At 75.5% G+C, this 24,237-nt stretch carries 23 protein-coding genes; 12 read left to right on the top strand and 11 right to left on the bottom strand.

Annotated elements, in window-relative coordinates:
• Nucleotides 1-72 precede the first annotated feature (72 nt).
• On the top strand, nt 73-333 hold the full coding sequence (gene rpsT, locus IEW90_RS06570) for a 30S ribosomal protein S20 (protein WP_188717264.1): 261 nt from the start codon (nt 73-75) through the stop codon (nt 331-333).
• A 315-nt stretch (nt 334-648) separates the two neighbouring features.
• Here rpsT and holA read toward each other — a convergent pair whose 3' ends face one another.
• From holA to leuS, 4 genes are all read right to left on the bottom strand, one after another.
• Entirely contained in the window at nt 649-1,641 is a 993-nt protein-coding gene (gene holA, locus IEW90_RS06565; RefSeq protein WP_188717262.1) for a DNA polymerase III subunit delta, read from the bottom strand.
• Nucleotides 1,642-1,650: 9 nt separating this feature from the next.
• Nucleotides 1,651-3,867 (bottom strand): ComEC/Rec2 family competence protein, encoded by a 2,217-nt coding sequence (locus IEW90_RS06560; protein ID WP_188717252.1) that lies wholly within the window; start codon nt 3,865-3,867, stop codon nt 1,651-1,653.
• 20 nt (nt 3,868-3,887) lie between these two features.
• Nucleotides 3,888-4,502, bottom strand: coding sequence for a ComEA family DNA-binding protein (locus IEW90_RS06555; protein WP_188718055.1), 615 nt, complete (start codon nt 4,500-4,502; stop codon nt 3,888-3,890).
• A 90-nt stretch (nt 4,503-4,592) separates the two neighbouring features.
• Complete coding sequence (leuS, locus tag IEW90_RS06550; protein WP_229679522.1) at nt 4,593-7,136, bottom strand: leucine--tRNA ligase; 2,544 nt, start codon at nt 7,134-7,136, stop codon at nt 4,593-4,595.
• 99 nt (nt 7,137-7,235) lie between these two features.
• On the opposite strand from leuS, the gene IEW90_RS06545 reads away from it, so the two are divergent.
• The 3 genes from IEW90_RS06545 (at nt 7,236) to IEW90_RS06535 (ending at nt 9,077) form a co-directional block, all read left to right on the top strand.
• The gene (locus tag IEW90_RS06545) at nt 7,236-7,724 is read left to right on the top strand and encodes an SRPBCC family protein (protein WP_229679521.1); all 489 of its coding nucleotides are present in this window, start codon (nt 7,236-7,238) and stop codon (nt 7,722-7,724) included.
• Nucleotides 7,725-7,803: 79 nt separating this feature from the next.
• The gene (locus tag IEW90_RS06540; RefSeq protein WP_188717230.1) at nt 7,804-8,754 is read left to right on the top strand and encodes an SRPBCC domain-containing protein; all 951 of its coding nucleotides are present in this window, start codon (nt 7,804-7,806) and stop codon (nt 8,752-8,754) included.
• Nucleotides 8,751-9,077, top strand: a complete 327-nt coding sequence (locus IEW90_RS06535) for an ArsR/SmtB family transcription factor (protein WP_188718120.1) — start codon at nt 8,751-8,753, stop codon at nt 9,075-9,077. The genes IEW90_RS06540 and IEW90_RS06535 overlap by 4 nt, the downstream gene beginning before the upstream one ends.
• A 2-nt stretch (nt 9,078-9,079) precedes the next feature.
• Here IEW90_RS06535 and IEW90_RS06530 read toward each other — a convergent pair whose 3' ends face one another.
• On the bottom strand, nt 9,080-10,420 hold the full coding sequence (locus IEW90_RS06530; protein ID WP_188717228.1) for an anthranilate synthase component I family protein: 1,341 nt from the start codon (nt 10,418-10,420) through the stop codon (nt 9,080-9,082).
• Between the two features lie 12 nt (nt 10,421-10,432).
• Here IEW90_RS06530 and IEW90_RS06525 point away from each other — a divergent pair, with 12 nt between their 5' ends.
• Nucleotides 10,433-11,293, top strand: coding sequence for an aminotransferase class IV (locus tag IEW90_RS06525; RefSeq protein ID WP_188717226.1), 861 nt, complete (start codon nt 10,433-10,435; stop codon nt 11,291-11,293).
• Nucleotides 11,290-12,027, top strand: a complete 738-nt coding sequence (locus tag IEW90_RS06520) for a DedA family protein (protein ID WP_308421865.1) — start codon at nt 11,290-11,292, stop codon at nt 12,025-12,027. The genes IEW90_RS06525 and IEW90_RS06520 overlap by 4 nt, the downstream gene beginning before the upstream one ends.
• A gap of 30 nt (nt 12,028-12,057) precedes the next feature.
• Here the strand turns inward: IEW90_RS06520 and cydC are convergent, their stop codons facing one another.
• The 5 genes from cydC to IEW90_RS06495 all read right to left on the bottom strand — a co-directional run bounded on the left by cydC (nt 12,058) and on the right by IEW90_RS06495 (nt 18,736).
• Nucleotides 12,058-13,755 carry a thiol reductant ABC exporter subunit CydC gene (cydC, locus tag IEW90_RS06515; RefSeq protein WP_188717223.1) on the bottom strand — a complete coding sequence of 566 codons (1,698 nt, stop codon included), beginning with the start codon at nt 13,753-13,755 and terminating at the stop codon, nt 12,058-12,060.
• Nucleotides 13,752-15,416, bottom strand: coding sequence for a thiol reductant ABC exporter subunit CydD (cydD, locus tag IEW90_RS06510; protein ID WP_188717221.1), 1,665 nt, complete (start codon nt 15,414-15,416; stop codon nt 13,752-13,754). Before cydD ends, cydC begins: the two co-directional genes overlap by 4 nt.
• Nucleotides 15,417-15,418: 2 nt before the next feature.
• A complete protein-coding gene (gene cydB / locus IEW90_RS06505) occupies nt 15,419-16,450 on the bottom strand; it encodes a cytochrome d ubiquinol oxidase subunit II (protein ID WP_188717219.1) in 1,032 nt (343 codons plus the stop codon).
• A gap of 10 nt (nt 16,451-16,460) precedes the next feature.
• Nucleotides 16,461-17,885: a cytochrome ubiquinol oxidase subunit I gene (locus IEW90_RS06500; RefSeq protein WP_188717217.1), complete on the bottom strand. Its 1,425-nt coding sequence runs from the start codon at nt 17,883-17,885 to the stop codon at nt 16,461-16,463.
• Nucleotides 17,886-18,049: 164 nt separating this feature from the next.
• Nucleotides 18,050-18,736, bottom strand: a complete 687-nt coding sequence (locus IEW90_RS06495; protein WP_188717215.1) for a TetR/AcrR family transcriptional regulator — start codon at nt 18,734-18,736, stop codon at nt 18,050-18,052.
• A 49-nt stretch (nt 18,737-18,785) separates the two neighbouring features.
• Between IEW90_RS06495 and IEW90_RS06490 the strand changes: the two genes are divergently transcribed.
• The 4 genes from IEW90_RS06490 to IEW90_RS06475 all read left to right on the top strand — a co-directional run bounded on the left by IEW90_RS06490 (nt 18,786) and on the right by IEW90_RS06475 (nt 22,078).
• Nucleotides 18,786-19,484 (top strand): SOS response-associated peptidase, encoded by a 699-nt coding sequence (locus IEW90_RS06490; protein WP_308421864.1) that lies wholly within the window; start codon nt 18,786-18,788, stop codon nt 19,482-19,484.
• A 98-nt stretch (nt 19,485-19,582) separates the two neighbouring features.
• The gene (locus tag IEW90_RS06485) at nt 19,583-20,620 is read left to right on the top strand and encodes an App1 family protein phosphatidate phosphatase (protein ID WP_229679519.1); all 1,038 of its coding nucleotides are present in this window, start codon (nt 19,583-19,585) and stop codon (nt 20,618-20,620) included.
• A 25-nt stretch (nt 20,621-20,645) separates the two neighbouring features.
• Nucleotides 20,646-21,089 carry an NUDIX domain-containing protein gene (locus IEW90_RS06480; RefSeq protein WP_188717211.1) on the top strand — a complete coding sequence of 148 codons (444 nt, stop codon included), beginning with the start codon at nt 20,646-20,648 and terminating at the stop codon, nt 21,087-21,089.
• Nucleotides 21,086-22,078: a bile acid:sodium symporter gene (locus IEW90_RS06475; RefSeq protein WP_188717209.1), complete on the top strand. Its 993-nt coding sequence runs from the start codon at nt 21,086-21,088 to the stop codon at nt 22,076-22,078. The genes IEW90_RS06480 and IEW90_RS06475 overlap by 4 nt, the downstream gene beginning before the upstream one ends.
• On the opposite strand, the gene IEW90_RS06470 is transcribed toward IEW90_RS06475, so the two are convergent.
• On the bottom strand, nt 22,075-22,689 hold the full coding sequence (locus IEW90_RS06470) for a DUF8185 domain-containing protein (RefSeq protein WP_188717208.1): 615 nt from the start codon (nt 22,687-22,689) through the stop codon (nt 22,075-22,077). The two genes, IEW90_RS06475 and IEW90_RS06470, sit on opposite strands and share 4 nt — an antisense overlap.
• A 76-nt stretch (nt 22,690-22,765) precedes the next feature.
• Between IEW90_RS06470 and IEW90_RS06465 the strand changes: the two genes are divergently transcribed.
• Nucleotides 22,766-23,659, top strand: a complete 894-nt coding sequence (locus tag IEW90_RS06465) for an acyl-CoA thioesterase (protein ID WP_188717206.1) — start codon at nt 22,766-22,768, stop codon at nt 23,657-23,659.
• Nucleotides 23,656-24,225, top strand: coding sequence for a GNAT family N-acetyltransferase (locus IEW90_RS06460; protein WP_188717203.1), 570 nt, complete (start codon nt 23,656-23,658; stop codon nt 24,223-24,225). The genes IEW90_RS06465 and IEW90_RS06460 overlap by 4 nt, the downstream gene beginning before the upstream one ends.
• The last annotated feature ends 12 nt before the right edge of the window (nt 24,226-24,237 follow it).

Below are 24,237 nucleotides of genomic sequence, written 5' to 3'. Positions count from 1 at the left end.
GCGGGTCGCGGCGGGGCTCCGATGGAGCGCAAGCCGCCGCCGAACCATCCTCGACCAGAGAAGGACACCCACGTGGCGAACATCAAGTCGCAGATCAAGCGCATCCTCACCAACGAGAAGGCGACGCAGCGCAACCGCGCCGTGAAGTCGGAGCTCCGCACGGCCGTGCGCGAGGCCCGCAAGGCCGTCGCCGCGGGCGACAAGGCCGTCGCCGAGCAGAAGCTCGCGCTCGCGGGCAAGAAGCTCGACAAGGCCGTCTCGAAGGGCGTGATCCACCGCAACCAGGCCGCGAACCGCAAGTCGGCCATCGCGAAGCAGGTCGCCGCGCTCTGATCCGAGCCGTCCGACGAAGGGGACCCCTGCGGGGTCCCCTTCGTCGTTCCCGGGCGTGTGCCCGCGCGCCCGCGGCCTGAGCGGTCGCTTCCTGCACTTGAGTGGTCGCTTCCTGCTCACGAATGGCCATGTGGTGCATCGAGTGGTCACTTCGTGCTGCATCCCGTGACCACTGTCGACACATCGTGACCACTCGATGGCGGAAGCGACCACTCGATGGCGCCGGTCACCGCTCGACGGCAGCGGCATCCGGAAGGGCGAGCACGCGCATCCGATCGGCGGCGGATGCGCGCCGCCGGATGCGCGGACGCCGCGTCAGGCGGCGGTCCGGGCGGCGAGCTGCCGCACGAGGCGCTCGACGGCGTGGCCGGCGCTGCGCTCGGCGCCCTTCACGGCGGCGTCGGCGACGGCGATCGCCTCGATCGCGTCGCACAGCGAGGCGTCGGTGTAGCCGCGCAGGTCGCGGCGCGCGTTCCGCAGCTGCCACTCCTGCATGCCGAGCGACCGCGCCGCCTGGCCGTCGCCGCCCTGTGCGCCCGACACCTTGGCGAGCTGCCGGAACCGCATGGCGAACGCAGCCACCATCGGCACGGGGTCGGCGCCCGTCGCGACCGCCTGGCGGAGCGTGACGAGCGCGCGGGCGACGTCGCCGGCGATGACGGCGTCGACGACGGCGAACGCGGTCGTCTCGACGCGGCCGGCGTAGTAGGTGCGCACCGTCTGCTCGGTGATCTGCCCCTCGGTGTCGAGGGCCACCTGGCGGATGGCGCTGGCCAGCTCGGCGATGTCGCTCGCGAACGCGTCGACGAGCGCGGCGATCGCGCCGGGCGTCGCATCGCGCTCGAGCAGCCGCAGCTCGTTGCGGGCGAAGGGGATCATGTCGCCGCGGCCGAGGGGCTGGCAGACAACCTCGAGCGCGCCGGGCGTGCGGCGGACGGCATCGAGCAGCTTCTTGCCGCGCACGGTGGAGCCGTCGTGGCGGATGACGAGCGTCGTGCCGTCGACGGGCGCGGCGATGTAGCGGAGGGCGTCCTCGATGAACGCGTCGGTGGCCTTCACGCCGTTGCTCACGCGGATGAGCCTCGGCTCGTCGAAGAGCGACGGGCTCGCGAGCAGCTCGAGCGCGCCGTCGCTGTACTGGCCGGCGTCGAGGTCGTTGACCTCGAGCTCGGGATCCTCGAGCAGCAGCAGGCCCCGAAGGCGCTGGATGGCGCGGTCGGCGAGGAACGACTCCTTGCCGAACACGAGCACGACGGGCGCGGGCGAGATCTGCTCCCAGCTGATCTTCGGAGTGCTCGCCGCGGCCATGCCTCCAGCCTACGGCGGCCCGCCCACGTCGCCGGACGGCTCGCGCTCCGACCACGCGCGCACGCCCTCTGATCCCATCTCGAGCGCGACCGTGCCGCGCTCGTCGGTGCGCAGGCTCACCGCACCGGCGTCGCGCAGGATGCGGAGCGCATCGTCGGTCGGATGCCCGTAGTCGTTCGGGCCGACGCCGATGAGCGCGACCGAGGCGCCGATCTGCCCGTAGAGCGCCGGCAGCTGGTCGGCGGAGCCGTGGTGCGCCGCGACCACGACGGATGCGCGGGGCACGCCCGCGCGCAGCAGCCGCGCCTGCGCCTCCGCCCCCAGGTCGCCCAGCACCACGAGCTCCAGCCCGTCGCCCGGGACGTCGACGGCCACGGCGACGCTCGCGTCGTTGCCCGGCGCATCTCGCCCCGTCGGCCACAGCGCCTCGACGCGGATCGTGCCGAGCGTCCAGGCGTCGCCGCGGCCCGCCTCGGCAGCGGTCGCTCCCCCGCCGGCCAGCGCCTCGACGACCGGCTCGGCACGGTCGTCGAGCGGGCCGTGCACGACGGTGCCGACGCGCCCGACGACCGCGTCGATGCCGCCGACGTGGTCGCGGTCGAAGTGCGTGAGCACGAGCAGGTCGACGCGGTCGACGCCGAGGGTGCGCAGGCACCGCTCGAGCGGCGCCGCCTCCGGCCCGACGTCGACGAGCACGACGGCGCCCGCCTCCCGCACGAGCGTCGCGCTCCCCTGCCCGACGTCGCACTGCGCGATGCGCCAGTCGGCGAGCGCGCCGAGCCGCAGCGCCGGCCACGCCGCGGTGCCGGAGGCGACGACGCCGACGACCGCCGCGATCGCGGCGCCGCGCACCAGCCGCCCGCGCGCGTGACCGAGCACGATCGCTGCGAGCATCGCGGATGCGGCGACGGCGCCCCACGGCGCGCCCGGCCACGGCGCCTGCGCCGCCGGCAGGCCGCTCGCGACCTCCGCGACGCCCGCGATCCACGCCGACGGCAGCCATGCGACCCACGCGAGGGCTGCGGCGACGCCCGGCGCGAGCGGCGCGGAGAGGCAGACGACGAGGCCCGCGATGGTGGCGACGGGAGCAGCCGGTCCCGCGAGGAGGTTGGCGAGCACGGCGACGAGGCTCACCTGCGCGTCGAGCACGACGAGCACCGGCAGGCACCACAGCTGGGCGGCGGTCGGCACGGCGATGAGCGCCGCGAGCGGCATCGGCAGCCACCGCCCGAGCGCCCGGGCGATCGGCGGCGCATGCACGACGAGGCCGCAGGTGGCGAGCGCGGAGAGCGCGAACCCCGGGCTCGTCGCGAGGTGCGGCTGCGTCGCGAGCACGACGAGCACCGCGAGGGCGAGCAGCGCGACGGCGCCCGTGCGGCGGCCGGTGGCGATGCCGAGCAGGCCGATCGCGGCCATCGTGCCGGCGCGCACGACGCTCGGCTCGGGCGTGACGAGCAGGGTGAAGCCGGCGAGCGCGCCGCCCGCTGCCGCGACGCGCGCCCATCGCGGCGCGCCGAGCGCGGCCGCGCCCTGGAACGCGGCGCCGACGACGATGATGCAGTTGGCGCCCGACACCGCCGTGAGATGGCTGAGGCCCGTCTCGAGCATCGCGGCCTCGAGCGGCGCCGAGAGCCGCCGCGTGTCGCCGATCGACAGGCCCGGGAGCAGCTCTCCGCCACCGCCCGGCAGGGTCGCGGATGCGGCAAGCAGGCCGTCGCGCAGCGGGCTCGCCCACGCGGCCCAGGCCGCCGGCTCGCCCACCTCGAGCGCGCCGCAGGCGAGGAGCCATCGCGCGCCGTCGAGCCACGCGTCGCAGCGGCCGACCGCGGTCGCGCCGATCGCGAGCGGGGCGCCGTCGACCTCGTCCGGCGCCCGGAGCAGCATGGCCGGCTGCATCGGGCCGGCCCCGTCGCAGTCGACCACGAGCACCTCCACCGGCGGCGCCTCGCCGAGCAGCACGAGCGTCAGCGAGTCGCAGCCGTCGAGCGCCGCGCCCGCGGCGGCCGACGCGCCGACGAGCAGCACTCCCGCGAGGCCGACGCCCACGGCCGCGAGCCGCAGCACGGATGCCGCTCGTTCGGATGCTCGCGCGGCGACGAGCAGCAGCGCGACCGCCACGGGCGCCGCGGCCGTCGCCGCGCCCGGCAGCCACGACGCATCCGCCGACGCCGCCGCGAGCACGGCCCACGCCACGCCGACGGGGATCGCGAGCCGCAGGTCGTGCATCCCCGGCCGCATCCCGTGCCTCAGAGCGTGACGAGCGGCGTCAGCTGGGCGAGCAGGGCCGGCCCGATGCCGGGCACGTCGTCGAGCTGCTCGATCGTCGTGAACGGGCCGTGCTCCTCGCGGTGCGCGAGGATCGCGCCGGCGAGCGCGGGTCCGACGCGCGGCAGCGTCTCGAGCGCCGCGCCGTCGGCGCGGTTGAGCGACACGAGGCCGCCCGGCGCGCCTCCCGCGCCGCCTGGCGCGGCCGTCGCTGCCGCCTCGACCTCCTCCTCGGTCGGCACGAGCAGCTGCTCGCCGTCGACGACGGGCCGCGCGAGGTTCAGCCCGCCGGGCGCCGCGCCCTCGGCCGCTCCCCCGGCGCGGGCGATCGCGTCGAGCACGCGCGCGCCCGTCGGCAGCCGGTAGACGCCCGGCTCCGCGACCGCGCCCTGCACGTCGACGACGAGCGCCGCCTCCGACGCCGCCGGATCCACCGCCTCCGCCGTCACCGCGACGGGCGCCGGCCCCATCGATCCCGCGACCTGCTGCACCACCCCGCCCGCGACCGCGCCGAGCACGAGCAGCACCGCGGCGCCGGCGCCCAGCCGCCAGCGCGAGCCGCCGTCGCCGAGCCGCGCTCCCCCGTCACCGCCCATCCCGACCACGCCGCGACGGTACGGCCGCGCCCCGCCTGCCGGAGCGGGCGGGGCGCGGACCTGTGGATGCGGTGCGGCGGGAGGCGGGCCTCAGACGACCAGGTTCACGAGCCGCGGCGCGCGCACAATCGCGTGCCGCACCTCCGACTCGCCCACCGTGCGCACGACGCCGGGCAGCTCGCGCGCGAGGCGCTCGAGCTCGTCGGCGTCGATGTCGGCGGCGACGTCGATGCGGTCGCGCACCTTGCCGTTCACCTGCACGACGGCCGTGACGGTCTGCTCGACGAGCAGCGAGCGGTCGGCCTTCCGCCAGCCGGCGTTCGCGACCGACGGCTCGAAGCCCAGGTTCGCCCACATGTCCTCGGCCGTGTACGGCGCGAAGAGCGACAGGCCGAGCGCGATCGTCTCGACCGCCTCGCGCACGGCCGGGTCGGCCGCGCCCGCGGCGCCGTCGACGGCCTTGCGGGTGGCGTTCGTCAGCTCCATGAGGCGCGCGACGACGACGTTGAACTTCAGCGCCTCGACGAGCCCCGGCGCGTCGGCGAGGAAGCGGTGCGTCTCGCGCCGCAGCGCGCGGTCGCCGCCCTTCGGGTCGGTGCCGCGCTTCGCGAGCGGCTCCTTCGACAGGCGCCAGGCGCGGGCGAGGAACTTCTGCGAGCCGGTCGGCGAGACGTCCTTCCAGTCGATGTCGTCCTCCGGCGGGCCGGCGAACGACATCGTCAGCCGCACGGCGTCGACGCCGAACTGCTCGAGCTCCTCCGACAGCGTGACGAGGTTGCCCTTCGACTTCGACATCTTCGCGCCGTCGAGGATGACCATGCCCTGGTTGAGCAGCGACTCGAACGGCTCCGTGAACGGCACGTGGCCGAGGTCGAAGAGCACCTTCGTGATGAAGCGCGCGTACAGCAGGTGCAGGATCGCGTGCTCGACGCCGCCGACGTAGCGGTCGACGGGCGCCCACCGCTCCACCTGCTTCGGGTCGAACGGGCGCTCCGAGTCGTTCGGGCTCAGGAAGCGCAGGTAGTACCAGGACGAGTCGACGAACGTGTCCATCGTGTCCGGGTCGCGGCGGGCCGGCGTGCCGTCGATCGGCGAGGGCACCGTCGCCCACTCCTCGGCCGCGCCGAGCGGGCTCGCGCCCTTCGGCGTGAGGTCGAGCCCGGCGGAGTCGGGCAGCTCGACCGGCAGCTGCTCGAGCGGCACCGGCACCTCCTGCCCGTCGGCCGTGTGGATGATCGGGATCGGGGTGCCCCAGTACCGCTGGCGCGAGATGAGCCAGTCGCGCAGGCGGTAGGTCTTGGCCGCGCGGCCGACGCCCTTCGCCTCGAGCAGCTGGATCATCCGCCCGATCGCGTGGGTCTTCGACAGGCCGTCCAGCTCGCCCGAGTTGATGAGGCGGCCGTCGCCCGAGAGCGCCTCGCCGGTCGACGCGGGGTCGAGCGCGGGCACCTCCTCCGGCCAGACGGCGTTGCCGTCGTCGTCGAGCGGGATCATCGGCATGACGCCCGTGACGGGCGCGTTCGTGTCGACGACCACCTTGATGGGCAGGTCGAAGGCGCGCGCGAAGTCGAGGTCGCGCTGGTCGTGCGCGGGCACGGCCATGACCGCACCGTGGCCGTAGTCGGCGAGCACGTAGTCAGCGGCCCAGATGGGCAGCCGCTCGCCCGTGATCGGGTGGATCGCGACGCGGCCGAGGTCGACGCCCGTCTTCGGGCGCTCGGCGTTCTGCCGGTCGATCTCGGTCATGCGGCCGACCTGCTCCAGGTAGTCCTGGAAGCGCATCCGCACCGCCGCGTCGTCCGAGCCGGCAGCCAGCTCGGCAGCGAGGTCGGAGTCGGGGGCGACGACGAGGAAGGTCGCGCCGTAGAGCGTGTCGGGGCGCGTCGTGAAGACGGGCACGCGCGCGGCGCGGCCCTCGATCTCGAACTCGACCTCGGCGCCCTCGGAGCGGCCGATCCAGTTGCGCTGCATGCGCAGCACCTTCTCGGGCCAGCGGCCCTCGAGCTGGTTGAGGTCGTCGAGCAGGCGGTCGGCGTAGTCGGTGATCTTGAAGTACCACTGCGTGAGCTTCTTCTTGACGACCGGGGTATCGCAGCGCTCGCAGAGGCCGTCGATGACCTGCTCGTTCGCGAGCACCGTCTGGTCCTTGGGGCACCAGTTGACGTTCGACGGCTTCCGGTACGCGAGGCCCGCCTTGTAGAGCTCGAGGAACAGCCACTGGTTCCACTTGTAGTAGCCGGGGTCGCTCGTGTGCAGGATGCGGTCCCAGTCGAACGCGGTGGCGTACTGGCGCATCGAGCGCTTGTGCTGCTCGATGTTGTCGAGGGTCCACGCCTTCGGGTCGATGCCGCGGCGGATGGCGGCGTTCTCGGCCGGCAGGCCGAAGGAGTCCCAGCCGATCGGGTGCAGCACGTTGAAGCCCTGCTGGCGCCAGTAGCGCGCGAGCACGTCGCCGTACGCGTACGACTCGGCGTGCCCCATGTGGAGGTCGCCCGAGGGGTACGGGAACATGTCGAGCACGTACTTGCGCGGCCGCGAGTCGGTCTCGTCGTCGGTCGCGAAGGGTCGGATGCGGTCCCACACGGGCAGCCAACGCTGCTGGATGCGGGCGAAGTCGTAGGTCTCGTCGGTCACGCTCAGCTCCTGGAGGACGTCGGCCGGAGGCGGCACGACGACTCACCATCCTACGTCGGGCCGGGGCGGCCCGGTCGTGGCAGGATCGGGGGCGACGCCATGGAGGGAGGTCGTCGGGTGCCGGACTTCGAGAACCCGCCCGCGACCGTCGACGTGCCCGCGGCCCGCGTCACCCGCATCGTCGCCGTCGACGCCCCTCGCGCCGCGGTGTGGCGCTGCCTCACCGAGCCGGAGCTGCTCGCCCGCTGGCTGGGCGACATCGCCGCCTTCCCCGACGGCGTCGCCGAGGGCGCGACGGGCCGCTTCGCCTGGACGGGCGAGGTCGTGCTCGCCGCCCGCTTCCTCGCCGTGGAGCCGCAGACGCGCGTCGCCTTCTCGTGGGCGGAGGGCATCCTGTCGGACCGCGCATCGGTCGTCGACATCGAGCTGCAGGACGCGCCGGGCGGCACGCAGGTGCACCTCGTGGAGTCGGGCTTCCCGCTCGACGGCGACGACGCGTCGAAGCGCGAGGCGCTGCGGGCGCTCGCGGCCGGCTGGACGGTGGAGCTCGACGAGCTGGTGGAGCTCGCGGAGGGCCTCCGGGCCTGACCTCCTGCAACCCTAGGGTTGCGGATCGACACTGCACGGCCTACCGTGTCCTGCAACCCGACGATTGCAGGAGGCGGACGTGGTCCACGAGGCAGCGGCATCCATCGACGAGCAGGCGATGCGCGTGACGCGCACGATCGAGGTGCGGGCGCCGATCTTCGCCGTCTGGGAGGCGCTCACGGAGCCCGCCCGCATGGCGGAGTGGTTCGGCGAGACCGCCGACTTCCCGGACGGCGTGCACGCGGGCGCCACCGGCACCTTCGGCTGGAGCGACGCGGGCCTCTACCCCGTGCGGATCGACCGGCACGAGCGTCCGAGCGCCTTCGCGTTCACCTGGGGCGTGCCGGGCGAGCCGATCCGGCCCGACAACTCCACCACCGCGTCGTTCGAGCTCGTGCGCGACGGCGACGTGACGCGGCTCACCGTCGTCGAGGTCGGCTTCGAGCGCATCGAGGACGCCGCCGCCCGGCGCGCGGCCCTCGAGGACAACCGGCGCGGCTGGACCTCCGAGCTCGACGAGCTGCTCGGCTCGATCGCGCGGCACTGGATGGCCTCGACCGTCGACCCGGTCGCGGGCACGATCGCCCGCACGCTCGAGGTCGAGGCCGCGCCCGAGGAGGTGTGGGCGCACCTCACCGATCCCGACGCGATCGAGGCGTGGTGGGGGCATCCAGCCGACTTCCCCGGCGGCATGCGGGCGGGCGTCACGGGCACGTTCGCCTGGGAGGGGCAGACGTTCCCGCTCGCGATCCGGATCGCGGATGCGCCGCGCACGCTCGCGTTCCGCTGGGGCGAGCTGGGCGAGGCGGAGCCGGGGCCGACCGCGGCGGACGTGCGCTTCGACCTCGAGCCCTCGCCGCGCGGCACGCGCGTGACGGTGGTCGAGTGGGGATGGCTGCGCACCCCCGAGGAGGGCCGCGGCGACCGCATGCAGCAGAACGCGCGCGGCTGGGAGCTCGTGCTCGACGGGCTGCGGCGGCACGTGCTGGATGCGGCGGCCGGCCGCATCGACGCGGCGGCGGCGCGGTGAGCGCGCCGGCGCCCGTCGCGCAGCTCGCCGCGCTCGCCGACGACACGCGCTGGGCGATCCTGGGCCTGCTGGGCGCAAGCCCGCGGTCGGCGAGCGACCTCGCGCGCGAGCTGCCCGTGTCGCGGCAGGCGATCGCGAAGCACCTCGCGGTGCTCGAGCAGGCCGGGCTCGTCGCGGCCGAGCGCGACGGCCGGGCCGTGCGCTACCGGGCGCTCGGCGCGAGCCTCTCGGCGCTCGCCGACCGGCTCGACGCCATCGGCCGGGGCTGGGACGCCCGCTTGGCGCGCATCGCGGCGATCGCGGAGGCCGACCCCCGCAGCTGAGCTCAGGAGGCGGGGACGAGGGACGCGATGAGCGCGGCCGCCTTCACGTGCAGCTCCTCGACCTCGGCGGCCGGCTCCGACAGCGCGGTGATGCCGCCACCGACGCCGATGTGGGCGCCGTCCGCATCCGCGACGACGCTCCGGATGACCATCGCGAGCTGGCAGGTCTCCCCCGCGACGACGCCGAAGCATCCCGAGTACACGCCGCGCGGCGCGCCCTCGAGCTCGGCGAGCAGCTCGACCGTGCGGCGCTTCGGCGCGCCCGTCATCGACCCCGCCGGGAAGAGCGAGCGCACGGCGTCGAGCGGGCCCCGGCCCGGCAGCAGGCGCCCCTCGACGGTCGAGACGAGCTGGTGCACCGTCGGGTACGACTCGACCGCGAGCAGGCTCGTGACCGCGACCGAGCCCGGCTCGCACACGCGCTGCAGGTCGTTGCGGCAGAGGTCGACGATCATGACGTTCTCGGCGCGCTCCTTCTCGCTCTCGTGCAGCTCGCGGGCGAGCGCCGCGTCATCGCCCGCGACGTGGCCGGCGCCGCGGCGGCGCGTGCCCTTGATGGGGCGCGTGATCGCGACGCCGCCATCGACCCGCAGGAACGTCTCCGGGCTCGCGCTCGAGAGCGTCGTGCCCGCGATCCGCAGCAGCCCGCCGTGGTGCACGGGGCTCGCGGCGCGGAGGCGCGCGTGGGTCGCGACGGGGTCGATCGGCGGCGCCTCGATCGCGGTCGTGAGGCACAGCACGTAGGAGTGGCCGTCGCGGATGAGCGCGCGGCAGCGGTCGACCTTCGCGGCGTAGCCGGCGTCGTCGTCGCGCCAGGCGAGCAGCGCCGGGTCGAGTCGGGACGGCTCCAGGGAGGCGGGCTCGGGACGGCCGAGCTCGGATGCGGTGCGCGGCGCGGCCGCCGCGGGCAGCGACCACGCCTCGCCGAAGCGCGACTGCAGCTGCGCGCGCCCGTCGGCGAGCACGACCCAGCGGTCGAGCAGCAGCCAGGCCGCCTCGGGGAACCGCGCCGGCCCGACCGGGTCGAGCCCCAGCATCCGCACGCCCGCCTCGAAGCCGAACCAGCCGACCCATGCGCCCGGCAGGGCGGCTCGGGCGGCCTCGAGCGCGGCGACCGCGTCGCCGTCGACCGGGCGGCCGTCGAGCGCCGCGGCGCCGTCGCGCACCACGAGCCGGTGCGAGCCGACGCCGACCACGTGCGAGCCCTCGGACGACGAGTCGAGCCACACGACGTCGCCGCCGCCCGCCTCGAGCGCCGCGAACGCGGCCTCGGGCGTCGTCGCGACCTCGGCCGCCCAGCGGGCGCCGAGGTGCGGCAGGAGCGGCGCCGATGAGGCTGGCATACGCTCGATCCTATGAGCGCGCCCGCCCGACCGACCGCCGACGGCGCCGCCGCCGGGGCGCCACCGCAGGCCGCCGCGTGGGCGTGGACGGGCTCGGCGCTCGAGCCGGTCGACGACGCCGCCGCGGAGAGCGATGACGCCGAGCCGACTGCCGCCGACATCGACGCCGCCACGCTCGTCGCCGACTCCTGGCTCGTCGTCGACGGGCGGGTGCTCGCGCTCGACCGCCACGCGCAGCGCTTCGCCGGCTCGGTCGACGCGGCCGGCGGCGACGCGCTCGACGCCCGGGCAGCCGTGCGCGCCTCGACGGCGCTCGTGCCCGCGGGGCGCTGGTCGCCGCGCGTCGACCTGACGCCGGGCGGCATCCGCCTCCGGATCCGTCCCGCGCCGCCCGTGCAGGACTCGGTCGACGTCGTGACGGCCGCCGGCGACCCGCGTGCGCATCCGCTGACGAAGGGGCCCGATCTGCTCGCGCTCGCCGCCCTCCAGCGCGAGGAGTCCGAGCGGGTCGGCGCGCCCGTGGAGCCCGTGCTCGCGCCTGGCGGACGGCTCGCCGAGGGCGCGTGGTCGGCGCTGTTGTGGTGGCGCGACGGCGTGCTGCACGTGCCGCCGGCCGACGTCGTGCGGCTGCCCTCCGTGACCGCGGCCGTGCTCGCCGAGCTCGCGCGGCTCGACGGCACGCCCGTCGTGGAGGCCGCCGCCGCGCCCGCCGACCTCGAGGGCTGCGAGGTGTGGCTCGCGAACGCGCTCCGCGGCATCCGCGCCATCGGCCGCTGGCACGGCGGTCCGACGCTCGCCGCCCCCACGCGCGCCGCCGCCTGGCGGGCGCGGCTCGACGGCCTCCGCACGCGACCGATCGGGGCCGCGCGGTGATCGACCAGTGGATCGACGTCCTCCTCGACACCGTCGGCGGCATCGACCCGCTCCTGCGCACCCTGCTCGCAGGCCTCGCGATGCTGCTCGAGACGAGCGTGCTGCTGGGCCTCGTGGTGCCGGGCGACACGATCGTGATCGTCGCAGCGCTCGCCATCGAGGAGTGGCAGTGGTGGCTCGGGCTCATCGGCGCGACGCTCGCCGGCGCGATCGCGGGCGAGAGCATCGGCTTCGCCATCGGGCGCTGGCTGGGCCCGTGGATCGAGCGGTACCTCGGCAGGCGCTGGCCGAGGGCGGCGCTCCGCTGGGCCCGCACCGAGCGCTATCTCTCGCGCCGCGGGGGCATCGCCATCTTCCTCTCGCGCTTCCTGCCGGTGGCGCACTCCCTCGTGCCGCTCATCGCGGGCGCGTCGCGCATGCCGTACCGGCGCTTCCTCGCGTGGACGATCCCCGCCTGCCTCCTCTGGGGCACCGCCTACGCGACCGCCGGCTGGCTCGCCGGCGGCACCTACCGCGAGCTCTCCGAGCGCCTCCACGGCGCCGGCTACGTGATGGTCGCGGTCATCCTCGTCTTCGTGCTCGCGGTCTACCTCGTGAAGCGGCTGCTCACGCGCCTCGAGGCGCGGCACATGGCCGACGACGAGCCGGATGCCGCGGGCGGCAGCGGCGCGAGCGCGACCGACGCGATCGCGCGCACGCCGTCGACGCCGGCCGACGGCGACCGCCGCGCCTGAGCGCGAGGACGGGCCGGGCGCGTCCCGGTCTCAGGCGCCGGCCGCCTCCACGCGGAGCGCGCGGTGCGCGAGCCCCGCGGGCAGCGGCATGTGGCCGATGGCGAGCACGATGCGCCCCTCGCCCGCGGCCGCCGCGAGGATCTCGCGCAGCAGCGGCTCGGCGAGCTCGCGGTCGACGGAGGCGGTGGGCTCGTCGAGCACGAGGATGCGGGCATCCGCGAGCAGCGCGCGGGCGAGCGCGATGCGCTGCGCCTGCCCGCCCGAGACGAGCCCGCCGCGCTCGCCGAGCTGCGTGTCGAGGCCGTCGCGCTCGCGGGCCCAGGCGTCGAGGCCGACGCGGACGAGCACCGCCCACAGCTCGTCGGCGGTCGCGTCCGGCCGGGCGAAGCGCAGGTTCTGCTCGAGCGTCTCGTCGAAGATGTGCGGCCGCTGCTCGACGAGCAGCACCGAGCGGCGGAGCGCGTCGGGCGCGATCCCGCGCACGTCGACGCCGCCGACCCGGTAGCCGCCGGTCGACTCGAGGAGCCGCACGAGCGCCATCCCGAGCGTCGACTTGCCCGCCCCGGAGGCGCCGACGACCGCGACGGTCTCGCCGGGCTCCGCGCGCAACGAGACCGGCGCGAAGGCGGGACCGCGGCCCGGCCATGCCGCCTGCAGCCCGTCGAGCTCGAGCGCGCCCTCGGGCGCCTCGTCGGATCCGGCCTCGGCGGGGACCGCGGCGGCGGCCTCGGGCGTCGGCATCGCCTCGGCGACGCGCTCCGCGGCCGCGCGCGATTCGCGCCACGCGATGACGGCCGGCGGCACGGCGCCCCACACCTCGAACACGGCGAGCCCGATGAGCGCCACGAGGGCCGCGAGCGGGCCCGGGAGCCCGCCCGACGCGACCTCGGGCGCGACGATCGCGGTCGCGACGACGACGCTGCCGCCGGCGGCGAGCGCGAGCACCCCGCCGCCGGCGCCGGCGGCGATCGCCTGCCGGCGGGCGCTGCGCGCGATGCGCGCGTCGAGCGCGAGCAGCTCGGCGCGGCGGCCCTCCTCGGCGCCGTAGGCGCGCAGCAGGTCGAGCGCGCGCACGTGATCGACGAGCATCGCGGCCAGGCGCGACCGGAGCGGGCCGAGCGTCGCATCGGCGCGGCCGGCGATGCGGTGGGTGAGCCACGCCGAGGCGCCGCCCGCCACGAGCACCGCGACGAGCAGCGCCAGCCCCGCGGCGGGCAGGATCCAGGTGACCGTCGCGATCGCGAGGCCGACGGCGATGCCGCTCGCCGTGAGCGGCCCGACGACGCGGAGCGGGTGGTCCTGCAGGCGGTCGACGTCGCCGACGAGCCGCGGCATGAGCTCGCTCGAGCGGCCCAGGCCGACGGGCGCGACGGGCCGGAGCGCCGCGAAGGCCGCGCCGCGGGCCGCGCCGAGCATCCGGAACGCCGCGTCGTGCGAGACGAGCCGCTCGAGGTAGCGGCCCGCGGCGCGGCCGATCGCGAAGGCGCGCACGCCGACGATCGCGAGCTGCAGGTGGAGGATCGGCGGCTGGGAGGAGGCGGCGGCGAGCAGCCAGCCGGCCGTGCCGAGCAGCGCGATCGCGAGGGTCGCCGTGAGGGCAGCCGCGGCGATGCCGCCGGCCATCGCGCGCCGCTGCCCGAGGGAGCGCAGCACATCGCGGCCGGTCGTGCGCCGCGCGGCCGTCGGCGGCGCGGACGCGGCCGACCTCTCGCTCGCGTGCGCGCTCATCGCTCCCCCACCCGCACGACCCGGTCGGCGGCCGCGAGCACCGCGGCGCGGTGGCTCGCGACGAGCACGATCGCGCCGTCGTCGGCGGCGGCGCGCAGCCCCGCGAGCACGCGCGCCTCGCTCGCGGCGTCGAGCGCGCTCGTCGGCTCGTCGGCGAGCAGCACGCGCGCCCCGGTGGCGGCGCGGTGGAGCGCCCGCGCGAGCACGACGCGCTGCGCCTGCCCGCCCGAGAGCCCGAGCGAGCCGCCGGTCGCGGGCTCGAGGCGCGCCGCGAGCGGCACGGCGATGCCCGCCCGCTCGAGCGCGGCCTCGAGCGCCGCGTCGTCGGCCTGCGCGGCACCGAGCGCCAGGTTCTCGCGCACGGTGCCGGTGACGACCGCGTCCCACGCGCCCTGCGGCGCCCAGGCGAGGTCGGTGCCGGCGAGCGGCGCTCCGTCGAGGCCGGCCGCGCCGCGCGAGGGCGCGAGGCCGAGGAGCGCCGCGAACAGGCTCGTCTTGCCCGCGCCCGACGGCCCGGCCAGCGCCACGAGCTCGCCCGGCGCGGCGCGCAGCGAGACCGCCGGCAGCCATCGCTCGCCGCGGCGCACCTCCAGCCCGTCGACGACGAGGCCGGATCCGGCTGCCGCCGCCAGCCGCGCGGGCGCGTCCGGGGCGTCGATCAGGTCGAGCACGGCGCGCGACGCCTCGAGCCCCTCGGTCGAGGCGTGGAAGGCGGCGCCCACCGAGCGGATCGGCAGGAACGCGTCGGGCACGAGGATGAGCACGCTGAACGCGAGCGCGACGGCCATGTCACCCTGCACGAGCCGCACGCCGACCGAGACCGCGACGAGCGCGATCGCGAGGCTGCCGGCGAGCTCGAGCACCATCGACGACACGAACGAGACGCGCAGCACCGCCATCGTGCGGGTGCGGTGCTCGTCGCTCAGCGCGGCGACGCGGCGCTCGGCGCGGCGGTCGCGCCCGTAGAGCCGCAGCGTCGCGAGCCCCTCGAGCGTGTCGAGCCATGAGCGCGCGAGGCGCCGCGTGGCCGTCCACTGGTCTCGCTGCACCTTCTCGGTCGCCATGCCGATGAGCACCATGAAGACGGGGATGAGCGGCAGGCACACGAGCACCGCGATGCCGCTGAACGCGTCCTGCAGCCACAGCGCCGCGACGACGATCGGCGTCACGACCGCCGTGCGCACGAGCTGCGGCAGGAACTGCCCGAACCAGCCGTCGAGCGCCGCGAGCCCGGGCCCGAGCGCCGTGGCCGCATCCGCCGCGCCGACCGGGCTGCCGTGGGCGCCGATGCGGGCGAGCGCCGCTGCGCGCAGCTGCGACTGCACCCGCGCCGCGGCGGCCGGTGCCATCGAGCCCGACAGCCACGCGCAGGCCGCGCGCACGAGCGCCGCGGCGCCCGCCGCCCGCAGGTCGGGCGCGATCGCGGCAGGGTCGGCGCCCTGCACGACGCCGGCGATGGCGTGCCCGGCCCACCAGGCGAAGCCCACGGTCGCGACCGCCTGCACGAGCGCGACGAGCGCCTCCGCGCCCAGGTGCCCGCGGACGGCGCGGGCGTGGCGCAGCAGCCTCGGGTCGAGCGGCGCGCGCGGCGTGCGGGGAGGCGCGACCGGCTCGCTCGCGGGAGCCTCGGCCGCCGGGGCCTCCGACGCGCGGGCGGGCACGGTCAGTGCGCCGCCCCGACGTGGTCGGCCGTGATGCGCTTGCGGAACACCCAGTACGTCCAGATCTGGTACGCCGCGATGACGGGCAACGAGAAGACCGCGGCCCACGTCATGACCTCGAGCGTGTACGGGCTCGACGACGCGTTCGCGACCGTGAGGCCCACGAAGTCGCCGGCCGGGTTCGAGGCCGGCATCACGAACGGGCCGCCTTCGCGCACGAGGAGCGTCGCGAGCAGCGTGCCGACCGCGAGCGCGACCGTCGCGGCCGTGAGCGCGAACGCGCGGCCGTCGCGCTCGGCGCGGTTCGCGAGCCACGCGCCCGCGAGCGTCACCGCCGCGAGCACCGCGAGGACGACCACGAGCGGCGACGGGTGCTGCACGACCGTCCAGCCGAGGAAGAGCGCGGCGAGCACGAGCGCGCCGAGCAGGGCTCGGCCCGCGAGCCGGTGGGCGCTCGCCTTGAGCTCGCCGTCGGTCTTGAGCGACAGGAACACCGTTCCGTGCGCGAGGAAGAGCACGAGCGTGGTCGCGCCGCCGAGCAGGGCGTAGGGGCTCAGCAGCGCGAGCAGCCCGCCCGTCACGAGCGCACCGCCCTGGTGCGGCTCCATCGGCACGCCCTGCGCGAGGTTCGCGAACGCGACGCCCCAGATGACCGCGGGGATGGCGGATCCGGCGACGATGCAGGCGTCCCAGCCCGCGCGCCAGCGGGCGGAGTCGCGCTGGTGCCGGAACTCGAACGAGACCGCCCGCACGATGAGGCCCAGCAGCAGCACGACGAGCGCGTGGAAGAAGCCCGAGAACATCGTCGCGTACCACTCGGGGAACGCGGCGAAGAGGGCGGCGCCGGCGACGATCACCCACGTCTCGTTGAGGTCCCAGACGGGCCCGATGGCGTTGATGATGCGGCGGCGCTCGCCGTCGGTGCGGCCGAGGATGGGCAGCGAGAGGCCGACGCCGAAGTCGAAGCCGTCGAGCATGAAGTACGCGACGAACATGAGTCCGACGATGGCGAACCAGACGAGGGGCAGATCCACGGCGGGGCTCCTAGTAGACCGTCACGGGCTTGGCGGGCTTGCCGGCGTCGTCGAGCTCGGGGGCCTCGGCGGGCCCCTTCTGGGCCGCCCTCTGCATGAGCCGGAACTCGATGACGAGGAGGATCCCGTAGATCGCGGTGAAGGCGATGAGCGACATGAGCACGTCGGCGCCTGTCACGCCCGGGCTCACGCCGTCCTCGGTGCGCATCTGCGAGAACACCAGCCACGGCTGGCGGCCCATCTCGGTGAAGATCCAGCCGACCGTCATGCCGAGCAGCGGCAGCGGAAGGCTCCAGATGGCGATCGTCCACACCCACCTCGGCAGGTCGATCCGGCCCTTCCGGGTGAGCCACAGGCCCACGAGCGCGATGCCGAACGAGAGGAAGCCGAGGCCCATCATCCAGCGGAACGACCAGTAGGTCACCCAGATGATCGGCGTGTAGTCGCCGGGCCCGTAGAGGGCGCTGTACTCCGCCTGGAGGTCGTCGATGCCCTCGACGGTGCCGAGCGGGTCGTGGGTGGAGAGCAACGCGAGCAGGTAGGGCACCCGCACCGAGAAGATCTCGTGCTCGCCGTCGGGCGTGCCGAGGCTGAAGAGCGAGAAGGAGGCGTCGTAGCCGGACGAGGTGGCGTACAGGGCCTCCGCCGCCGCCATCTTCATGGGCTGGGCGGCGACCATCGCGAGCGAGACCATGTCTCCGGTGACGAAGGTGAGCATCCCGCCGCCGAGCACGGCCAGCAGGCCCACGCGCAGCGAGCGGCGCATGCTGTCGATGTGCTGCGCGCGCTTGAGGTGCCAGGCGCTCACGCCCACCATGACGGCGCCGGCGACCATGACCGCGGAGAACATCGTGTGCGGGAACGACGCGAGCAGCACCGGGTTCGTGAGCACCGCGCCGATGTCGGTGAGCTCCGCGCGCTGCCGTGCCTCGTTGACGACGAAGCCGACCGGGTTCTGCATGAACGCGTTCGCCGCGAGGATGAAGTACGCGGAGGCCATGGTGCCGAGGGCGACCATGTAGATCGTCAGCAGGTGCACCTTCGGCGAGAGCTTGTCCCAGCCGAAGATCCAGAGGCCGATGAACGTGGCCTCGAACGAGAAGGCGATGAGCCCCTCGAACGCGAGCGGGGCGCCGAACACGTCGCCCACGAAGCGGGAGTAGTCCGACCAGTTCAGGCCGAACTGGAACTCCTGCACGATGCCGGTCGCGACGCCGATGGCGAAGTTGATGAGGAAGAGCTTGCCGAAGAAGTGCGTGAGCCGGAGCCACTCGACGTTGCCCGTGCGCACCCATGCTGTCTGGAAGCCGGCGACGAGCCACACCATGCCGAGCGTGATCGGCACGAAGAGGAAGTGGTAGACGGTCGTCAGCCCGAACTGCCAGCGCGAGAGGGCGAGCGGGTCGAGCTCCTGGACGAGGTCTGCGGCGTGCATGGGGGCCTTTCGACACCTCCATCCAACTCTCACAGGAGGCTTGGAGCAACGACACGCCGTTGTCTGATAGCGGGTTCATGGACATATGTCCGCGGCGCCTCCGCATCCGCGATGCGAGCGCTGTCGGAGGGCTGTCCGGACGCGGTGGAGGCGCCCTGCGGCCGCTATGCCGCGGCGGCCTCCGTGGGGTCGTCCCAGGCCTCGAAGAGGTGCTTCCGGGCGCACTCGTGCGCGAGCGCGATGTACCGCTCGTCGCCGTCGCGGTCGCGGAGGAAGGCGTAGCTGATGAAGGCGTCGACCGCGCCGATCGAGAGTTCGAGGTGCTCGCGGCGCGCGTCGTCGAACGGCAGGCCCCAGCGCTGCGAGAGGTACCGCTCGACGTCGTCGTTGATGCCGCGCGTCGTGGGCTCCGCGGTGCTCGGCCCCAGGTCGAGCGACTCGCCCGCGCGCACCGTGCGGAACGACGGCTCGGTGCGGCACACCTCGACCATGGCGTCGATCATCGCGTCGATCGCGTGCAGCCAGGTCTCGTGCTCGACGAGCGTCGCGCGCTCGATCGCGAGCCGGACGCGCTCCTGGTTGCGGGCCGCGAGCGCGATGAGCACCGCGACGCGGTCAGGGAAGTAGCGGTAGACGGTGCCGATCGAGGCGCCCGCGCGCTCGGCGACGAGCGCGGTGGTGAGGTGCTCGATGCCGTGCGACTCCACGACGGCCGCCGCGGCGTCCAGGAGCGCCTCGATGCGCTGCGCCGCCCGAGCCTGCACGGGCTCGTTTCGCACGGGCACCGAGGCCGAGGCCCACGTGCCCGCAGCGGGCGCGTCGGCGTGGCTCTCGCCGGTCTCGACGTCCACTCGTCCTCCAGTTCCCGGCGCTCGCCCATCGGCACCTGACGATGAGAGTATGCCCTCCATGTGCGGTCGGTACGTCATGGCGACTCCCGCGACGGATCTCGTCGCCCTGTTCGAGGTGGACGAGGCGGGCGAGGCGCTGCCCGAGGCGAGCTGGAACATCGCGCCGACGACGCCCGTGCCGATCGTCGTGGAGCCCGCGCCGCGCGACGACCGGCCGCCCGCGCGGCGGCTCGAGGCCGCCCGCTGGGGGCTCGTGCCTGCCTGGGCCGACGACGTCTCGGTCGGCGTCCGCGCCTTCAACGCGCGGGGCGAGACGGCAGCGTCCAAGCCGATGTTCCGCGACGCCGTCCAGTCGCGCCGGGCGCTCGTGCCCGCCGACGGCTGGTACGAGTGGCAGCGCTCGGGCGACGCGAAGGTGCCGCACTACGTGCACGGCGACGCCCCGATCTCGTTCGCGGGCCTCTACGCCTGGTGGAAGCAGCCCGACGGCGCCTGGCTGCTCTCGACCACCATCCTCACCACCGCGGCGACGGGCGAGCTCGCCGGCATCCACGAGCGGATGCCGGTCGTCGTCGCCCCCGCGATGCGCGACGCCTGGCTCGACGCCGAGGAGGAGGGCGAGGCCGTGCTCGAGGCGGTGCTCGCCGAGGCGCCGGAGGTCGCGGCCGGGCTGCGGATGCACGTCGTCGACCGGAGGGTCGGCAACGTCCGCGAGCAGGGGCCCGGGCTCGTCGAGCCGGTCGCCTGAGGAGAGCGCTCGGGGCATCGGCCGGGCGACCGGGGCACGGCGCACCCGGTAGGGTCGTTGGCGGGTCCCGCCCGCCCCGGGACGCGCTGGAGGTCGCCGTGGATGAGCTGGATCCGCTCGCCCGCATCCCCGAGCCCATCAAGCACACCGCCGCTCGCATCGAGGACTGGGTGCACGAGCAGCGGGAGGCGCGCGCGCTCCGCGCCGGCCGCCTCCCGGCGCTCGTCGCCTACCCCGGCTACGGCGGCGACGGCTGGGTGCGCGTGCTCGCGCGCGTGCTGCTCGTCGAGCCGGGCGCCGAGCGCGGCGCGCAGTACGAGAACGTGCGCGGCTGGCGCTCGTTCACGTCGCTCGCGCTCAACGACGTCGACGTGACGATCGCCGCGGGCGACGAGCGCCACGTCGTCACCGCCGACCGCGGCGGCGTCGTCGACGCGATCGTGCCGATCCGCCTCGAGCCGGGCTGGCGCGAGGTCACCCTCGAGGTCGCGGGCTCGCAGCCCGTCGCCGCGCCCGTCTTCGTCGTCGACCCCGCGACCCGCTTCGGCGTCGTGAGCGACATCGACGACACCGTCATGGTCACCTCGCTCCCCCGCCCGCTGCTCGCGGCCTGGAACGCGTTCGTGCTCGACGAGCACGGCCGTACCCCGGTACCGGGCATGGCGGTGCTCTACGAGCGCATCGCGCAGCAGCATCCGGGCAGCCCCTTCATCTACCTCTCGACCGGCGCGTGGAACGCGGCGCCGGCGCTGTCGCGCTTCCTGTCGCGCAACCTCTACCCCGCCGGGTCGATGCTGCTCACCGATTGGGGCCCCACGCACGACCGGTTCTTCCGCTCCGGCAAGGAGCACAAGCGGCTGCAGCTCGAGCGGCTCGCGCGCGAGTTCCCCGACGTCCGGTGGCTGCTCGTCGGCGACGACGGCCAGCACGACGAGGAGCTCTACGGCGAGTTCGCGAACCGCCACCCGCAGAACGTGCGCGCCGTCGCGATCCGCGAGCTCTCGGCGCAGGAGGCGGTGCTCGCCGGAGGCCGCAAGCACGCCGACACCCGCTCGATGCACCCGTGGGTGTGGTCGCCGAACGGCGGAGGCCTCGCGCGCGAGCTGTCGTCGCTGAGCGACCTCCAGGTGCTGTGACGGATCGTGTCATGACGGACCGGCCATGACGGATCGCCCGGCGCCCCCGGATCGGATCCGGCCCATCGCGATCGCCGTCGTGCGTCGCGACGACGGCGCGCTGCTCGTGACGAGCGCCGTCGACCCCGCCACCGGCCGCACGTACGTGCGCCCGCCCGGCGGCGGCATCGAGCCCGGCGAGCGCGCTGCAGAGGCGGTCGTGCGCGAGCTGCGCGAGGAGCTGGGCGTCGAGGCCGCGGCGCCGCGCCGGCTCGACGTCGTCGAGAACGTCTTCGCCTACGGCGGCGGCACCTTCCACGAGCACGTGTTCGTCTTCCGCGTCGCGCTCGCCGCCGACGCGGCCCTGCCGGCCGCGACCGACGCCGGGCATCCGGTCTGGTGGCTGCCGGCCGACCGCTTCGACGACCCCACGATCGACCTCGTGCCCGCCGACCTCCCGGCGCTGCTCGCGGACCCGCTCGAGCCGTGACCGCGTGGTGGGAGCGGCACCAGGCGGTGGTGCTGCTGCTCGGCGCCGCGCTCGGCGCGGCCGTCGGCCTCCTGGCGCCCGCCGCTGCGCCGGCCCTCGAGGCCGCGACGACGCCGGTGCTCGTGCTGCTGCTGTGCGCGACGTTCCTGGGCGTGCCGCTCGGCGGCCTGCCGCGCGCGCTCCGCGACGGCCGCTTCCTGCTCGCGGTGCTCGGGCTCAGCTTCCTCGTCGCGCCGCTCGTCGTGCTCGTCCTCACGCGCCTCGTCGCCGACGACGAGGGCCTGCTGGTCGGCGTCGCGCTCGTGCTGCTCGCCCCGTGCGTCGACTACGTCGTCGCGTTCACGCGGCTCGCGGGCGGCAACGCCGTGCGGCTGCTCGCCGCCACGCCCGTGCTCATGGTGCTGCAGGTGCTGTTCCTCCCCCTCCTGCTCTCGCTCGTGGGCGGCAGCGCAGCGGCGGCGATCGACCCGGCGCCGTTCCTGCAGGCGCTCGGCCTGCTCGTGCTGCTGCCGCTCGCGTTCGCGGGCGCCGTGCAGCTCGCGGCGCACGCGACGCCGCTCGTGGCGGGCGTGCCGCGCGCTGCCGAGAGGCTGCTCGTGCCGCTCACGGCGCTCACGATCGCCGTCGTCGTCGGCGCGCAGCTGCCGGCCGTCGGCGCGGAGGCCGCGTCGCTCGTGCGACTCGTGCCGCTCTACGTCGTCTTCGCGGCGGTGATGGTGGCCGCGGGGCTGCTGCTGTCGCGCTCGCTCGCGCTCGGCCCTCGGCGCGCGCGGGCCGTGGCGCTCAGCGGCGCGACCCGCAACTCGCTCGTCGTGCTGCCGCTCGCGCTCGCGCTGCCGCCGACGCTCGGCCTCGCGCCCCTCGCGGTCGTGACGCAGACGGTCGTCGAGCTCGTCGTGCTCGTGGTGCTCGTGCGGCTGCTGCCGCGGCTTGCGCCGCTGCGGTCCGCGCGAAGCGACGGCGACGTCGTCGGCGGCGACGCGGCCTAGCGCGCGAGCGCCTCGCCCGCGCGCCCGCTGGCCCGCACCCAGCCGCCCGACGCGGTGACGCGCACCGGCTCCTCGCCCAGGAACCGCATCGCCACGAGCGCCGCGGCCTGGCCGGCCGTGAGGCCGCTCGCATGCACGGCGCGCGCCCACACCGACCGCTCGGCGCGGCGCCGCACCGCCTCGCCCGGCGAGCGCGGCAGCATCGCCTCGACGTCCTCGGCGGCCTGCGCCGCGAGCCGGCGCACCTCGTCGACCGGCACCTCGCCCGCGAGCTCCCAGCCGCCGCGGGGCGGCGACACCGCGGCCCACGCCGGGCGGCCCACGCCCTCCGGCACCTCGATGTCGGCGCCCTCGCGGAGCGCGTCGCGGAGGGCCGGCAGCGCCACGACGCCGTCGAACGCCGCCGCGTCGCGCATGCGCGCCGCGCGCGCGATGAGCACGGTCGGGCCGGAGTCCAGCAGCCCGCTCGACGCCGTCATGGGCGTCGTGAGCAGCGCGACGGGGCCGTCGGCGACGAGCCGCACCGTCCCGTCGCCGAAGACGGCCGCGCGGTCGAGCAGCAGGACGAGGTCGGCGCGGGCGCGGTCGTCGAGAGCGAGGATGGGGAGCATGCGCTCCCTAGACTAGAGCGGCCCGGTCCGCCCCCGGCGGGCCGCCGTCCCGGACGCCCCACGAGAGGATCGACGCATGGAGCGCATCCGCCTGCTGCTGGAGACCCTGTCGCTCGCCGAGACCGGCGCCCGCACGAGCGAGGACATCTTCACCGGCCCCAGCCATCCGATGCCGTACGGGCGCGTGTTCGGCGGGCAGGTGATGGCGCAGGCGGTGGTCGCGGCGCAGCGGACGGTCGATCCCGAGCGGCCGGTGCACTCCGTGCACGGCTACTTCGTGCGGCCCGGCGACGTCGAGCTGCCCATCACGTTCTCGGTCGAGCGCATCCACGACGGCCGCTCGTTCTCGACCCGGCGCGTGCAGGCATACCAGAGCGGCCTGCCGATCATGTCGATGATCTCGTCGTTCCAGGTGGTCGACGACGGCCCCTCCTCGCAGCGCGCCATGCCCGAGGGCCTCCCGGAGCCCGAGTCGCTGCCGAGCGACGACACGCTCCTCGCCCCCTTCAGCGAGCACCCGCAGGCGCGCGCCGTCATCGCGCGCCCGTTCGACATCCGGCACGTCGAGGGCCCCGTCTACCTCCCGGACCCCTCGCGCCCCCGCCACGGCGAGCAGCACGTGTGGCTCCGCGCGAAGGACCGCCTGCCCGACGACGACGCCCTGCACCGCGCCGCGCTCGCCTACCTCTCGGACTACGCCATCCTCGAGCCGATCGTGCGGATGCACGGCGCAGCCTGGGCGACGCCGGGCCTGCGCGCCGCGAGCCTCGACCACGCGGTGTGGTGGCACCGGCCGGTGCGGGTGGACGAGTGGCTGCTGCTGCAGCTCGAGACGACCTCGTCGGGCGGTGGCCGCGGCCTCGCGCAGGGCTACGTCTTCTCGGCCGACGGCACGCACGTCGCGACGATCGCGCAGGAGGGCATGGTGCGCGTGCCGGAGGCCGCAGGGGTGCCGGAGGGCCGGGCGTGACCGTCCCGGCGCTCGAGCCCGCGGAGCTCATGCGCACGCTGCGCGGCGCCCTGCCGCTGCGCACCGAGCGCCTCGTGCTGCGCGACCTCCGGCCCGACGACCTCGATGCCGTGCGCCGCTACCGCAACGCGCCCGGGCAGCGCCGCTGGACGTACAACCGCGACCAGACCGAGGCGGAGCTCATGGCGTGGACGGCGGGCGGCGCCGCGACCTTCCTCCGCGACGGCGACGCGCACCAGCTCGGCATCGAGCACGACGGGGCGCTCGTCGGCGACCTCATGCTGCGCGTCACGAGCCTCGGCTCGCGCCAGATGGAGCTCGGCTGGATGCTCGCGACCGACGTGCAGGGCAGGGGCTTCGCGACCGAGGCCGCGCGCGCGGCGCTCGACCTCGCGATCCGGATGGGCGCGCACCGGGTGATCGCGCACCTCGACGAGGAGAACGTCGCCTCGCGCCGCGTCGCCGAGCGGCTCGGGATGTCGCTCGAGGGCCGCTTCGTCGACGACGAGGTGAACCCCGCCACCGGCGAGCTCGGCACCTCGCTCATCCTCGCCCTGCGGCCGTAGCCCCGCAGCTGG

Source organism: Agrococcus terreus (assembly GCF_014645235.1).
GTDB classification, from domain to species: Bacteria; Actinomycetota; Actinomycetes; order Actinomycetales; family Microbacteriaceae; genus Agrococcus; species Agrococcus terreus.
The sequence above is the reverse complement of the archived record's forward strand: the minus strand, read 5'-3'. Positions and strand labels throughout refer to the sequence as shown.